The sequence below is a fragment of the Cohnella sp. WQ 127256 genome (assembly GCF_024519285.1).
In the GTDB taxonomy this organism is placed as follows: domain Bacteria; phylum Bacillota; class Bacilli; order Paenibacillales; family Paenibacillaceae; genus Cohnella.
Map to the genome: position 1 here is coordinate 1,423,118 of NZ_JAMZCY010000001.1, position 15,396 is coordinate 1,438,513.

Sequence of the window (15,396 nt, forward strand, 5' to 3'; positions counted from 1 at the left end):
ATCACTCCCCTAAGCTTGTCAACGATAATCCGCTGTCTCGATCGAAGAAATGAGCTTTGTCCAAGCGAAGGGCAAACTTGACCGAATCGCCTGGCTCAATCAGTGTATGAGCTTCTGCTCGTGAAATGAGATTTTCTTCACCTAATTTCGCGTACAAGTACGTATTCGATCCCAGTGGCTCTCTCATATGGACGATGGCGGAAACGCTCCATTCCGGATAATTCTCAAGCGCCCAAGCCTCGCACGATACATATTCTGGACGAATGCCCATTACGACATTACGCAAAGCATTATGGGTTGAATTTATGAGGGGGATGTAGGCTTCTGGTATTCTTAATTCCAGTCGCTTGCTTCTAAAATAGTACTTATCGTCCTCGGATACGATCGTTCCATGAAGAAAGTTCATCTGGGGAGTTCCGATAAATCCGGCTACGAACAAATTCCGAGGCTCATCATACAATTTCTGAGGTGGAGCGACCTGCTGAATGCGGCCATCCTTCATGACGACGATACGCGTACCCATCGTCATTGCTTCCGTCTGATCATGAGTTACGTAGACCATCGTCGTCCGTAGCTCCTTGTGTAGCTTGCTGATTTCCAACCGAGTTTGAGTCCGCAGCTTGGCATCTAAGTTGGATAATGGCTCATCCATTAGAAATACTTGAGGCTCTCTGACTAGCGCGCGTCCTAGAGCCACGCGTTGCTTCTGTCCTCCAGATAATTGATTCGGCTTCTTCGTCAAGAAATGTGCAATTTCAAGCATCTTCGCCGTACGGTTCACGCGTAGTTCGATTTCACTTTTGGCCACCTTATGCAATTGAAGACCAAGCGCCATATTCTCGTATACCGTTAAATTCGGATAAAGCGCATAATTCTGGAACACCATGGCGATATCGCGATTTTTCGGGGAAACGTAGTTCATTAACTTCCCGTCAATATAGATATCTCCTTCAGACACTTCTTCGAGACCAGCCAACATGCGTAAGGTCGAGGACTTCCCGCAGCCTGATGGCCCTACCATAATCAGAAACTCTCCGTCAGCGATATCCAGGTGGAAATCGTTAACCGATGGATCTACTTCTCCTTTGTAATATTTGAATACGTGGTTAAATGCTACGTTCCCCATAACTTTTACCCCCACGAAACTGTTTTTTAAATTTGTTTCACGTATATGAAATCATGATAGCAAATATAATTGAACACGTAAACCCACAAAATAAACTCAATAACTCATGATTATTAAGCAAATTTAATGTTGTTTTGAAAATCCTATTCTTTGTGACTAAGCTCAATCCACACCTATTTCCGCCTAATTTGTTAGTATGTGAATACATTTTCTTGACATGAAATATACTCGTGTTACAATTCAAGTATGATAACCCTTTCAATACATTGCAGCATGAGCCTGTCAGCATAATTAACTATCCTATTCGGGGAGTGTACGCCTATGAATGAAGGAAAGCTAAGGGCTAAGAGTTATTACCTAGTAAGCCTCATTATTATTCTCGCTTTATTGCCTGTTCTAGCATCTTGTTCGAACAACAATGCTGTAAGCTCCGCAACGTCCTCATCCTCAAGTTCAACGAAACCTATCCCATCGGAGTCCTCAAGCGGACTGCCAGAAACCACTCAGGAACCAGTCACCTTAACCGCCCTAACCTGGTTTGTAGGACCCAATCAAGCTCTGTACGATAAGTTCCACGAGATGTATCCCTGGATTACAATAGAAGCAAATACAAAAATCGATAAAGCAATCGTCAACAATGTCATTGCCGGAGAGAACGCCGATCTCGTCTTCCTTGACGCAGGCCTATCCCAATGGTTGTCTGGCGATCTTCTCGAAGACTTAGGCCCTTATATAGAGAAGGACACTCGAATTCAAGGTGCCTCGATGGCAGATGGATTCATTGAAGCATTCCAAACCGGAGGCAAGCAATGGGTCGTCCCCTACTCCGATATTCCGATGTGGATCGTCGTAAATACGGAAATGCTTCATAAATACGGTATGGAGATGCCAGGTAACGATTGGACCTATGACGACTTACTGGAGATGGCTAAGCAAGCAACCGATCCTGCGACCAACGATTGGGGCATCAGCGGTTTAGTCGACGAATTCACAAGCATTATGACAATGGCTAACGGAAGCGCGGACAATTACCGCTATATGAATGGAGATAACAGCTCAAGCTTGGTTAATACACCTGCGCTATTGGAAGATCTTAAGTGGTCGCAAGAGCTCACTACTAAGTGGCATGTACGGCCAAGTGATATCGAAAGAGAGAAGCTAGGGATGCAAGGTGATTCCATGGAAGTATTTCTACAAGGTAACTCTTTATTTACTCTCGGCGCCGACTGGGTGTTAGAATCGCTTGATAAAGCAACCTTTGAATGGGATGTACTCCCCCTACCGGTAGGTAAAGCCCAACAAGCAACCGTCCACCAAGCTGGGGCAATCGGAATTCCGAAATCGTCCAAACACAAGGATGAAGCATTCTTATATATCAGCTTTCTCTTCGATCTCGAAGCGCAGAAGACGATGATTGAGAATGGAAGTGGCGCTTGGGTTCAAGATCAGGTGTTGTATGACTATTATGCAGAGGTGCCTAGGTGGCAAGGGAAAAACGTGGATGCCATTCGTATGAATACCGAGATGTGTTGCTTCTCTCGTGACCCAGCCATTGCTGATCTTGTCACCTTAGTAGACACTGTAAACGGACCAATCGCCGCCATGATCACCAAAGGCGGTGACTTTAGCTCTCGTATTCCTGCGGTTGAGGCTTATAATTTGAAGGCTGCAGAAACAAGAAAGGCACTAGGCTGGTAAGCAGCGGGGAGGAACAATACTGTTGAATATGAATACCAAATATGGAATGGATGAGCTTCCCTTCTCCTCTGCCACCCCGTCCGATTCGCATCTGTTTGTTTCCGGTCAGGGAGGCACTGATCCGCTCACCGGGGAAGTGACAGACGATGATCTTGAAGGTCAGACTCTATTAACGATTCAGAATATCGAGAATATTCTAGCTCAATCCGGATTGAAGCTAGAGGACGTTGTTAAAGTAAACGTCTACCTAAAAAGCAAAAGCGACTACGAATTATTCAATCGCATTTATGCTCGCGTCTTTCCACGCCCCTATCCTGCACGTACTCTGGTCTATTGCGAGCTCAACTTTAATCTCCTTGTAGAGATTGATGTTATTGCTAATCTTCGCAAGTAGCAGTTGTTTATCGTAAAATAACAACGCCCGTAGGACATATTCCATCGGGCGTTGTCCATTACTACAATACAACCGCAACGCTACGCACTATTTATTAAGAGCCAGCTCTGCAATCTCTTGCTCCGTGAGTTCTTTCTTAAACACAGCTAGCCCCCCAATCTGCCCTGCGTAGAAATTCCCAATCTCGCCTGAACGGTCTACTGCCCCAACGGTGAAATCAGCACCATCTGCCCCTCCGTCGAACAGACCACCTTTATACGAATATGGATTATATCGATCTCTCGCATCTAACTTGCCATTCAAGTAAGAGCGGACATATTCACCGTCATAGGTAAACGCTATGAATTGCCACTGATCAAAAGGTACGCTTGATTGTCCGATGGAAGCATCCATACAATACATATAACCAGGAGTCGGACCGCCAATCGAAGATACATGACCACACACTTGATCTCCGCTATCCCAGATTGCCAAATTCAAGAATAACCCGTATTGACGCTTCTCCTTCGTCTCGTTCCATATTCCGGCAATAAATTCACAATGACTCCGCGTTGTCGCATTTCTCTTCACCCATGCAGCGACAGTCACTTCTGCATGATGACCGTAAATGTTCAATGAAGTCGCTTCTTCACGAGAAACTCTAAACCAATCGCCTTCGCGCAGTAAAGCGCTATAGGTACCGAATTGCCCATCCTCCACCCGTTCGATCCTACCAGACATCTCCTGCAGTTTATAACCATTAGGGCCTTTGGATACCCTCCTCTCACCAGCAGCCTCTTGGAAATCCCAAAAGGCTACAAGTGAAGGATGATTCTGAATGAATGTTGAAGTTAATGTTCTCATTTATCCCTATTCATGCTCCTTTCCCCGCTGTCCATTGAATCGTATACATTGATAAGCCAAGCTGTTACAGAATGATTAATCGCTTCTAAATACCTTTCCCCCCGCTCTTTCGTTGCCATATGTGGCGCATCGGTGTAGCCACCCGAGCCGGTCAACTCCAAATGTCTGCCTATGAAAGTCCCTGGAGGACCGGAGTTTATCCAAGCCCGCTCTGAATGCTCTGCAACAATGAGATCGGTAGCGACTAGATCTTCCCGCAGGGCCATAATTACCGAAGTCTCAAATCCACCAGCATGTCCCGGTACCATACCAACTTCATCGGCATTTACTCTGTGCAATTGTTCTCTGGATATACTCCAATAGGATGCCGATGCGGTCCAAACTGGATGTTTCACAGCCAGGTCATTGGCCGTCTGGTGCATGATTGGCTCGTTTCCGCCATGGCCGTTCAAGAACACGATCCTGCGAAAGCCACAAGACACTAGACTTTCACCTATATCCCTTAGCATCTGCATATAGGTAGAGGAGGAGAAGGATAACGTCCCCCCGAACTGCTTGTGATGATCCGAGCATCCGATCGATATTAACGGACATAGCAGAATCGGCACGGTTTTTGCCGCTTGCTCGACTGCTTCGGTCGCCACGAATTGTCCGATTAGGCTATCCGTATATACGGGTAAATGGGGCCCATGCTGCTCGGTCGCAGCCAGCGCAACAACAACCATGTATCCTTCCGCAGCCTTCTGATTTAATTGCTCCCTTGTGTGCTCGTGAAATAGAAACGATTTCATCGTAACATCCCCTCCCCCGTTTATTTCCACATTCCCCAACAGCGACCCGGATGCTCTACGACAAATACCTGAACATTGCCGACATCCGACACAGTCACATAACAGTGTTTGCCTTCCGGCCCGCCAAACGTCAGATTGGTGCAATCCGTTCCTTCTAGCCTGATTTCCCGAAGCAGGTCGCCATGCGGAGAAATGACCGCTATGACACCTTTACCGAAGCGGGTTACATACAAATTTCCCTTCATGTCACAACGCATCCCATCTAGCAGATGATCGGTGAAAGCAATGAGCAATCGCTTATTGCTGATTTCCCCTCTCTCATTCAGATCATACGCCCAAATCTTGCGCTGCAACGTTTCGTTAACATAGAGTATAGTATCGTCTGGATTGACCTCGATACCGTTCGTTGTCCCCATATTGGCTTCTAATAGAGCTACTGTACCGTCTGGATCTATACGCCATAAATTCCCTGTGCCATCGTCCCAATTCGGATCACTAGCATAGATAACTCCCTTCCTTGTAATCGCAATATCGTTTGGTTGATGCATCCGAGGCTCATGGGCATGTATGGTCAGATTCCGCGTGGACATGTCTACCTTCATAATGTTGTGATGGACGAAATCTGCGATGAACATCTCTCCATCTCGATTAAAGCGAATTCCGTTCCCTATACTCCCATTAGGCAATTCAACGAAAATGCTCTCTTCTCCCTGAGGAGTTACCTGTCCGATAGTACCCGGCTTTGAATAATTAACGGCATAGATATTGCCGGCTCCATCACAGGCTGGTCCTTCTATCCCGCTAGTGAAGCTCCTTGGTAACGTTAGCGCAGCGCTGACATAATCCAATGATCTCATCTCCTTCACTCATCTTCTACAGATCCCATGGCTTCAACTTGTGGTTAATGAAAGCCTCCGTCAACCTGATAGCGAGAACCGGTGACATAAGACGAAGCATCGGATAACAGGAATGCAGCAACCTCGTTCACTTCATCTGCACTCCCACTTCGCCCCATCCATGAATTTTGCTTAATCGTAGCTATCTGCTGATCGGTTTGGCGCTCGATCAATTCCTTCGCATCGAAATCTCCTGGCACGAGCACGTTCGCCCGAATGCCAACCTCGGCATAATCGGCAGCTACTACACGCGTCATCTGATCTACCCCAGCCTTTGCCGCCCCGTAAGCTAGACAGCCCTTAGAAACAATCTGACCTAGAATCGAAGAGGTGTTCACGATAGAGCCTCCACCAGACCGAATAAGTAAAGGGATTGCATATTTATTTAATAGAAAGGTACTCGTCAGCGTCCCTCGAATGGAGCTATCCCACTCTTCCAGCGACATCTCCACGACCGGCTTCCAGCCGTTTGTGTAAACATTGTGATATGTCCCATCTAATCTACCGAAGCTGCGATCGACGTCTGAGATGACCGCTTTGACCTCGTCCTCCACACACATGTCCGCCTGTCTATACTTCATTCGAAGCTCCCCATATTGCTCCTGTAGAAGCTCGATATCTGGATATTTGTCCAAAGGAACGCGATCACATCCATATATCGTTGCCCCACGTTCTAGAAACATCTCGATTGCCGAGCGACCAAGCGAGCCTAAGCATCCCGTTATCAAAATAACCTTGTCCTGCAGCATGTTCATTCTGATCACCTTCCCTACAGAAGTTGAGGATCAAGCGGCTTAACCTCGACGACCTGACCACCACTACGAATCGATTCTGTTGCAGCAACTCCCGCCGCTACGCTCATTCTTCCTGCTACTGGCGTAGCTAGCGGAGCTTTGCCATCCACGATCATTCGAATGAAATCCTCGAATATCCCAGGATCGGCGCCTGAATGTCCTCCCTCGGCATGCTTGATCTCGTATGTCCGGTCGGCTAGCTCTCGGTAACTATTCGAACGCCTTGTCTGGACATAAACCTTATTATCCGGCTGAGAATTTTCTATTCTTCCTTCCGTACCAATAAACGTATAATTGCGATGGTAATCCGGAGTAAAATGACACTGCAAATAGGAGGCCTTAATGCCTCCTTCAAGCTCCATGATCATCATACTGTTATCTTCAACGTCAATCTCTTGACGGAAAGCGCACTGCGTTCGTGTCTCAAACTGCGCCTCGGTGCATATTTGCCGCTGATCACAGGTCGGACATGTCAAATCGTTTGGTTTGTTGCCGCCAAAAAAATCAAGACTTCCAAATGCCGCTACCTTCTTTGTATATTGACCCGTAATCCAATGAATGATATCAATATCATGTGAGCCTTTCTGTAAGAGCATCGAGGTTGTATTGCGAGAATTTGCATGCCAGTCGTGGTAATAATAGTCCCCCCCATGACCAACGAAATGCCTCACCCACACAGCCTTTATCTCTCCGATCGCACCGGAATCGACAATTTCCTTCATCGTCCGAAACATATTCATGTAACGCATATTAAATCCGACCATTAACTGTTTGCCTGACTCCTTATGAGCTTGCAGGATCCGGTCGCACCCTTCAACCGTAATCGCTAGAGGTTTCTCGCAAAACACATGCTTTCCCGCTTGTAATGCCGCTATTGCATGTTCTTCATGGCAATAATCAGGTGATGTGACCGCGATCGCATCAATATCCTGACGTTCCAGTAGCTCTCGATAATCCGTTGTAATGAAGGCTTCCGGGTTGATATCCTTCTTGAAATCCTGGAGATGCCGTTCGTTAATATCGGCACCTCCGACGATCATGGATCTACCACTTGGCTCGTGCCATAGCTCTGCAATACGTCCTCTGCCGGACACTCCAATCATGCCGATTCTGACCTGTTTCATCATTCCTCATCCTTCCCTGAACGCTTAGGTTTGGGTAACGGATAGCAGCGGATTTCATAGATCGCGGCAGACGGGTCGCCATTCGTGGCATGAATGACAACGCGCAACCGATTGGTAATTATGGCTGTTTCCAATGTAATGACCCGTCTGCGCTGATAATTACCACGCAACGTTGCAAGCTCAACCCATTGCCCATCTGCGATAGCTTCAAGCGTAATATCCTTCGGGCATTGTGGGTCCTTGTACAGCGCAGGGTACTGCATATATCCACGTATCAAGTGACCAGGAAAAGTCAGCTCAATCACACCAACCTCGACTTGCTCCTCCCACGAAAGCTCCAGCCATTGGGGTAAATTCTGAGACGGATCAGATCGCCAGAGGTTCGTATACCGATAGGGTCTCGTGACACCGCTAAGCACATTACCTGCTTCGTAGCAGGCTTGTGGAGGCTGGACCTTAAGGCTCATCATGACTCCATGACCGAGCTTGCGCATTTTCTCTTCTCCGATTTCATAGGCGCTCACATGACCTGGTTCGATTGAAGATGCCGAAACCCAGCTAACATGCGGATTCGCAAGTAAATCCAGCCGTACGTAAGAGCCACGAATCGCCACAACAGAAAGGTTAATGCGCCACTCCACCCATTGCTCCACCCCAACAGGTATTGTGAGTAATGTTGCTGCCAACGGCTCATCGGGATGAAGCCGATAATCCCAAAGATGGTCCACAGCATAAACCCGCGCTTCAACAAACTGCACCGTACCGGAATCGTTATTCATGCATACCGCTAACGAATCCAGGCGATCCGCTCCTACAGCAATCCATTGTCCACGTGTAGCGGTCAATGCATCATTCTGCGCATTTGATAGATTTCCCCTCGGAGCTGGTCCGACTGGGGCAAGCGTCGCTTCGCTGCTCGCTCGTACCGTTGCCTTGCGAGCTAAATCATCAGGGTCTCCATTCCCCCTGTTAGGCAGGAAGCAGCCATCGCGCAGTAGCGCCTGCTGTACTTCATGAATACTGCTACTATCTGGGACCTCGCGAACTTGGATGCCTCTCTTTAAGGCAATTGCTGCGGCAGTACCCGCAGCCTGCCCCATTACCGCGGTCGTGCCCATCACCCGTACAGTACCCAGTGCCGCGTGTGTAACACTTACATTACGTCCCGCCATCATCAGATTGTTCATATCTTTGGCGATGAGAATTCTCAGCGGGATGCCGAACGGACCCACATAGCTTTTTGCCATATAGGTTTGATTGTTGTCCTCTTCAACAGCGGTTTTCTCGCTGTACTCCGCCAGTAACCCTCCGGGTTCATGCAAATCGATAAACCATCCTCCATACGCGACTTCATCGGGAAACACAGTCTTCCCTAGAGGATCATGCTCCGTCATCAAGTATTCACCGATAATTCTACGACTCTCCCGTTTACCAGGAACTTGCCCAATCCAGTCCAGTGCGTAATTCTGTGCTTCTTCCTGGAGAACCGGATCGCGGTTCTTAATATAATCCCACACCCCAAGGACATGTCGAGTTAATTCATGCCGCAACGTCTCATTATCATGGATCGTATGCCAAGGCATGGACAATTCCATCCACCAGAAGCCACTGTAAGGATTGACGCCACGTCCGCGCTTCCAGAAAAAATCGGGATCATCGTAACGAACCGCCCATTCCGGAGCTGTGAATGGTATTGGATGACCCACGTTCTTGGCTTTGATATGAATCGAACTGCCCATCACCGCATCGCTAGCTTTCTCTGGAGCATGTGGTTCACCGAACTCGTCCCGACCTTCTGTTCCGTACCGCCACTTGCAACCAGCGAGTGCCGCTACGATTCCATCACCCGTGCAATCGATGAAGGTGATCCCACTCAAATGAAGCTCGGTTTCCGCATGGCTGACGCGAGCAATAACAGCCTCGACCGTCCGCTCGTCGCTCAGTACGACATCCGTAACGGTAGAATTCAACCGGAAGGTAAGGCCCGGCGTCGCCATGGCCATTTCGTACATCACCATATCCCACACGCTGTTTATATAACCATTATCGAATATAGGGCTTTCGTGATTACGCGCCCGCTCCTCAATGAGCAGCTCGGAAATGATTCCAGTCTCGCGCGCGTAAGCATGAAAGCTGGCTGCCCCTTGAGGAGGCACGCGGATTTCAGACGAGCTGTTGCCACCGAACACGGGGCGATCCTGTACCAGACATACCTGCGCCCCGTGCCTTGCCGCTGCGACCGCTGCGGAAAATCCTGCCAGTCCTCCTCCGCAAACGACAATATCGTACGATTCCTCTACGACTCTCATCCCGATCGTTACGCGTTCCGTTCCACCCATATCCGATCCCCCCACTTTAAGGAAATGCGATACCACGATATCGAATGACGCAGCCGTATAATTCGGCTGATGCCACGTGCAAGCAATCGTCCTCTTTCCCGTATGCCAATCGGGAGATGTGATGGATATTTCCGAATTCTGATGCAAGAGCGTTAAGCTCCCCATTATCTTTAATCATGCGCGGTCTGCCTAGATCGACGAAGCCATGCTTGCACGAATAATGAAATACATGTCCCGCTTCCTTATCCCCGCCATAAATTCCGAGCACCTCTTCATGACCTTTGCGAATAAAGTCGCGAAGCTGGCCGTTGGAATAAAGCCTCCCATATACACTTCTATTCTGTAGATCGGGTGTGAGACGAAATAGCAGACCATCCAGCGTACCCAACACAACGGTACCGTCCAACAAGACAGCACCTCCTGTAATCGTCGCTTTAAACATTCGACCTCTAATGGATGCTGCTTTTACTGGCAATTGCTCGGATCGTTCTTCTTTCATGGAATAGGTTATGATATCGTCATTCCGGCCACTTAGCAGCAATCTGTCATTGTCCAGCTTGACGATAAAGCCGTCACGGGGCTCGACTTCGAGCTGTTCGAGTTTTCTAAAGTCGCTACCTTCGCTCACGTATACGAAGCCTGCGCTATCGCTACCAAGCAGCCTTCCATCATCGAGTACGGCTTGAAGCTTAACCAAGATTAGCTCTTGTGGAAGAACCGTCACCTCACAGCTCGCATGAATCAAGTCGATCCGTACAATGCGATGATCTGTCGTTAGCACTGCTACTATACTTTCACTCATCGACATACAGCTGACTGGGGCGCCCCCTTCATAAACGGGTTTAATGTGCAGAGGGCTGTTCGTAGAAAACTCCGATTCGGTTAGGATAACGCTTTGCTTACCGCTGAGAGTATACATTTTGCCGTTAATCGCGCTCATATGACTGACTGCTGTATCCTTCCAGTCCATAACCTGGTGCAGGGGCAGCGTGCTAACCTCCTTAGCCTCGATGTGCATGAAGGCTGCAGTGCCAACGCCGTTGTAATTGGGTTCGACATAAGGACTAATGACCGCGTTCGGCACATCTTCTTCTACCGGCTGCAGCTTACTCACATCTACAGCCAATATGTAAGGAGAAAACTCACCGCATACATCTACCATATGGAGCAACCCATTATCGTCGAAAATCATTTCACAAATATATTGAGAATCCTTCCCACCCCATGTGATCAATCCTAGATTTTCGGGCTTGCCTCCGTTCAGAAGATCCCAGCGAACTAATCGGATCGGACAATATTCATCATAAGTTTTCAAACCGTAGTAGATGACGAAGTTCTCATCTGCCGCAAAACCGCCAATTCCATACGCGTTACTAGATGGGATATAGGAGGGCAGAATTGAGCCATGGCGGGTAACCTCTAACGTCTCAGGGTGTAGCTCGATAATTTCCCCATCTAGATTGCCGACCATGAGCAACGTATCCTGTGGAGTATGGAGAGCGAAAATAAATTGTCTGCGATGCTTAGTCCCGCTAGGTGGAAGAAATCTGATTTTCAAATCCTCGATCTCGTCTTTCTCGGGATCGTACCTCCAGAAGCTTCCTGAATAAGAACTACCGTAGAAACGACCATTCGAATCCTTCACAAGTCGACAAGAGGAGAACTCGGACACCTTGCCGTAGTCCTTCACTTCATTTGTCTCCAGATCCACTCGATAGAAGTGGCCTCTCATATAACCGAGAAAATAATAGAATCTGGAATCGTCGCCGAGCATTCCTCCATATATGCTTTCCCTCGGTACGGGAATCCCCTTCACTTGTACCTCGTTGGTGTCGGGATTCACGAGCATAAGGATCGAACCGGGGTACCCTTCCCAGGGATGCTCGTAATGCTGCTCGAACATCCATTGCTTATGCCCCGGTGCCGGAGCTGTATTGTGTGTCGCCATAATCAGCCGACCGTCCGGCATAAAGTCGATGCTCGTATGTATTTTACTAGGAGGCATCTGCTCCGGACCGACAATCCATATTTTCGCAACGTCTAAGATCAGTCGTAAATAACCGGTATTCGGATCATATTCATAGAGCAATGCCGTGAGCGGCTTCTCATTTTCCCCACACACACTGACATAGAATCGGCCGTCCGGAGATCGAACGAAGTCCCAAACTGCATTATGTCCCTCTTCATTAGGCAATTGTGTAAAACGTGCGTGTTGCTCGGGTATTCCAGCTAGCAAGTTTGGTTTCAACGCCTATTCCTCCCCTATGCAGACTTGTCGTCGTTATTAGTAGGTCATGTCAAGCTTGGGCGTATCCAGCTTCTTCCCTTCATACAAGGAATCCATTGCGTAGCAGATCATCCCGGTCGTAAGCAGCGTTCGATCGGCTGGGAACGGTTCTTGACCATCCATCATGAAAGCTTCAATCATTCGGGTCAATCGTTCAAAATGGGCAAACGGCCGATCCAAGTCACTGTCGCAGAGCGCAGCAGTGACTTGCTGTTGATGGCGAAATGCGAAGCTCCACTGCTCCACCAGCCTCTTAAATTGAATAATATAACCCTTCGTGCCGTCTCGATATTCGATAATGAACAAAGCCGGATCGGGTTCTACCTCTCTTGGACGCACGGCGGGCAAATTCGGTATCGCCTTTAATGCTTGTAATAATAGATCCTCCGGCCACTCTCCCCGATCCATCGCGGCCCAGGCTTCTCCGTCGGTACCTCTAAGTAAATGGATCGATCGGACGCCGGTTTCTCCGCCCTCTCGCTGTTCAGTAAGCGATTGCAGAACCTCCAACGCGTGAATCCCGTAACCTTCGAGCCCCCCCGAGCTAACGACGACGACTTCTTGCAAGGTTTTGAGATGGCGTTGATCAAACGTTGGAACATGTTCGCAATGTGGAATAGATGAGCCTCCCATAAACGGTATCCCTCTAGCCCTCATTTGTTCATACATCCAAATCGCATCATCAAATTCGTAGGCGAGGTGCTTATCGGAGAAGATTGGAACCATGAGATCGAGTTCATCCAGCGCAGCGATTGTTTCCTCTAAGAAGCGTCTACGCGGATACATCATCTGCTCTTTTTCATTTAAGGGATAGTCCCCATGCTCACCAATTAGGATGACGCCATCAATTGGCTCTGTGCAATGACTGGATCGAATGGTCTCCCTAATCGTCAAGTAAATGGGTATCCCACAACGTAATGCTTCTCCCCTGCTCATATCATTCTCCGGTACTTGGTCCGTATATAAAGATACGACCTCAATGAGGGGATTATAGCTTAGACCGCCGAGAAGCCGGCCAACTATGACCTCAGCGTGGGAATTATAGCGATATTCCGTTACGATTGCCGCTACTTTAACCTTACCGCTTGCTCGATATCCGCCCATTGGATCTCCCTCCAACAACCGATTACAATCACCGCCTGCTAATAAGTAAATTTTATCTTCGTGCCCATATATAGTCAATAACTTTTCATAAATGTATAATAATTTTCCTTATATAATTAAGATGTGTTACTTCTTGTACTTTTTTATAATCATACTCGATAGATGATGTTAAAGACTGTCGAATCTTGACCATTAATAGCCACAAAAAAACACCCAAAGAATTTCATTGGATTAACCATGAGTTACATCCAATGTTTATCCTTAAGGGTGTATTCGTAATGTCTTAGCTCGGAAAGTGATCACTCATGAAGGGATAGGACCTTAATCCACTCCTACCCGCCTACGGACTCCGATATCCGCTCTCGCCATTAGCTTTCATTGTCAGGAGTAATAACTGGTAGATCAAAAACATACCGAGGTAAGCACCCGATACAAGAAAGAACGGATTGAGTAAGACGGCATGGATTGTCGTCATAAATACGACATGGTCCCTAATGATTTGGTATACCGATACTGCAGCGATATTCCCAAAAATAAGCGCCGCGACGATTGACGCAACATGAAATGCGTATTGGAAGTGGACCCATCTCCCCTGCACATACGCCATCATTAGCGGAATCACAATACTTGATAGAATGATTATGATCGACATAGGCTTCACCTCGCCCCTAGTCTTTACTTCTTTCTGCGGAACATACATTCCGCCCATCCATGTGAAGGCTAAAGTGACTTGATCATATGGTCATATAGACTCTCAGACTGAAACACTTGATATCCTTGCATGGAGACCTGCTAATTGTATTCTAAATGCACAATCAATCGCTTAGCTGTATGAATATTTTAATTATGATCCAGATTGTCCTTAACTAACCTTTAAGAGGGCGTGGTTATCATAAACAAAGTCGTTCTGCATTCAAAATTGTATTATCATGACCCGAAATACGGATTTACGGTAAAGCTTCCCTGTTGGTGGCGAAAATACATTGTCGTTAGGACAAAATCACGGCTGAGTGATGGGGAATACGGAGTATTTTTCCTTTTCAAGTACAAAGGAAAGATATATGAAGAGGTATTAACCTTGCTTGTCTTCCGGATGACACGTAAACAGTGGCTTAAACAATATGAAGACTCGCCGATCATCTTCATTGCTGAGCGCAAAGGACGTATTTTTGCTTATGTGACACCCGAAGAGCTGCCTAGTGAATTTCTAAATAAATCGAAGCAAGACTATGATTACAAAAAATACGGCAAACCGATTCGCTTGCTAAAACGTATGGTCAATATTAATATCCCTGCAATTGTGAAAAAGTTTCACTTTCGCTAACATCAACGAGTCGGCAAAGATTGCGCAAGCCGGAATCCAAGATCATCGATGCAAAATGATGGGTGACTACGACGACGGCAAGTGGCCCCACAACCCCTTTCCACTTCAGCCCAGCTGCCTCCACGAAAAATACGATAGGGGCCATAAACCTTCTCATCATATAAATCCCAGCACCACTCCCAAACATTGCCTAACATATCGTTCAGACCCCATGCATTAGGTACCTTTTTTCCCACTTCATGGACATGCCCGCCTGAATTTTCATTGTACCAGGCAATTGAATCAAGCTCTCCGTATCGATATCCTGTCGTTCCCGCTTTACATGCGTACTGCCACTCTGCTTCTGATGGAAGGCGATAGCCGTCAGCCTCCCAATCACAGATCACTTCTTCCCCCTCGTTGATTATCGAATAACACTCCTTCAATCCAGCCTTCAGGGAAAGTAGATTGCAGAAATAAATCGCTTCGTTCCATGAAATATTCACAACTGGCTTCTGAGCTTCTTCCGAAGAAATCGAAGATTTATTAGTAGTCGCGCAATAGAGCTCCATCGTCACAGGATATTGGGCAAGAAGGAATGGTTTAATTTCAGAACTCCATACCCTTTTGGTTCGATCATCTCTTAACTCTATTTCTCCGCGTGGTATATGTAGCATTGAAACTTGGCTCTGAATCC

At 47.4% G+C, this 15,396-nt stretch carries 14 protein-coding genes; 3 read left to right on the top strand and 11 right to left on the bottom strand.

Annotated elements, in window-relative coordinates; genetic code table 11:
• Position 1: 1 nt before the first annotated feature.
• Positions 2-1,126: an ABC transporter ATP-binding protein gene (locus M1K58_RS06275; protein WP_256757799.1), complete on the bottom strand. Its 1,125-nt coding sequence runs from the start codon at positions 1,124-1,126 to the stop codon at positions 2-4.
• A 321-nt stretch (positions 1,127-1,447) separates the two neighbouring features.
• Between M1K58_RS06275 and M1K58_RS06280 the strand changes: the two genes are divergently transcribed.
• Positions 1,448-2,824: an extracellular solute-binding protein gene (locus tag M1K58_RS06280; protein WP_256757800.1), complete on the top strand. Its 1,377-nt coding sequence runs from the start codon at positions 1,448-1,450 to the stop codon at positions 2,822-2,824.
• Positions 2,825-2,852: 28 nt separating this feature from the next.
• Complete coding sequence (locus M1K58_RS06285; RefSeq protein ID WP_256758264.1) at positions 2,853-3,218, top strand: RidA family protein; 366 nt, start codon at positions 2,853-2,855, stop codon at positions 3,216-3,218.
• An 87-nt stretch (positions 3,219-3,305) separates the two neighbouring features.
• On the opposite strand, the gene M1K58_RS06290 is transcribed toward M1K58_RS06285, so the two are convergent.
• From M1K58_RS06290 to M1K58_RS06330, 9 genes are all read right to left on the bottom strand, one after another.
• Complete coding sequence (locus tag M1K58_RS06290) at positions 3,306-4,061, bottom strand: LamG domain-containing protein (RefSeq protein WP_256757801.1); 756 nt, start codon at positions 4,059-4,061, stop codon at positions 3,306-3,308.
• Positions 4,058-4,852: a creatininase family protein gene (locus M1K58_RS06295; RefSeq protein ID WP_256757802.1), complete on the bottom strand. Its 795-nt coding sequence runs from the start codon at positions 4,850-4,852 to the stop codon at positions 4,058-4,060. Before M1K58_RS06295 ends, M1K58_RS06290 begins: the two co-directional genes overlap by 4 nt.
• Before the next feature lie 20 nt (positions 4,853-4,872).
• Positions 4,873-5,709: an SMP-30/gluconolactonase/LRE family protein gene (locus M1K58_RS06300; RefSeq protein WP_372339111.1), complete on the bottom strand. Its 837-nt coding sequence runs from the start codon at positions 5,707-5,709 to the stop codon at positions 4,873-4,875.
• A gap of 44 nt (positions 5,710-5,753) precedes the next feature.
• A complete protein-coding gene (locus M1K58_RS06305) occupies positions 5,754-6,503 on the bottom strand; it encodes an SDR family NAD(P)-dependent oxidoreductase (RefSeq protein ID WP_256757804.1) in 750 nt (249 codons plus the stop codon).
• 14 nt (positions 6,504-6,517) lie between these two features.
• Complete coding sequence (locus M1K58_RS06310; protein ID WP_256758265.1) at positions 6,518-7,666, bottom strand: Gfo/Idh/MocA family protein; 1,149 nt, start codon at positions 7,664-7,666, stop codon at positions 6,518-6,520.
• Entirely contained in the window at positions 7,666-10,005 is a 2,340-nt protein-coding gene (locus tag M1K58_RS06315) for an FAD-dependent oxidoreductase (RefSeq protein WP_256758266.1), read from the bottom strand. Before M1K58_RS06315 ends, M1K58_RS06310 begins: the two co-directional genes overlap by 1 nt.
• A 16-nt stretch (positions 10,006-10,021) precedes the next feature.
• Complete coding sequence (locus tag M1K58_RS06320) at positions 10,022-12,253, bottom strand: NHL repeat-containing protein (RefSeq protein WP_256757805.1); 2,232 nt, start codon at positions 12,251-12,253, stop codon at positions 10,022-10,024.
• Positions 12,254-12,289: 36 nt separating this feature from the next.
• Positions 12,290-13,396: a hypothetical protein gene (locus M1K58_RS06325; RefSeq protein ID WP_256757806.1), complete on the bottom strand. Its 1,107-nt coding sequence runs from the start codon at positions 13,394-13,396 to the stop codon at positions 12,290-12,292.
• A gap of 340 nt (positions 13,397-13,736) precedes the next feature.
• Positions 13,737-14,048 carry a transposase gene (locus M1K58_RS06330; RefSeq protein WP_256757807.1) on the bottom strand — a complete coding sequence of 104 codons (312 nt, stop codon included), beginning with the start codon at positions 14,046-14,048 and terminating at the stop codon, positions 13,737-13,739.
• 426 nt (positions 14,049-14,474) lie between these two features.
• Between M1K58_RS06330 and M1K58_RS06335 the strand changes: the two genes are divergently transcribed.
• Complete coding sequence (locus M1K58_RS06335) at positions 14,475-14,720, top strand: hypothetical protein (RefSeq protein ID WP_256757808.1); 246 nt, start codon at positions 14,475-14,477, stop codon at positions 14,718-14,720.
• Between the two features lie 2 nt (positions 14,721-14,722).
• Here the strand turns inward: M1K58_RS06335 and M1K58_RS06340 are convergent, their stop codons facing one another.
• Positions 14,723-15,376: a formylglycine-generating enzyme family protein gene (locus M1K58_RS06340; protein WP_256758267.1), complete on the bottom strand. Its 654-nt coding sequence runs from the start codon at positions 15,374-15,376 to the stop codon at positions 14,723-14,725.
• Positions 15,377-15,396: the final 20 nt, after the last annotated feature.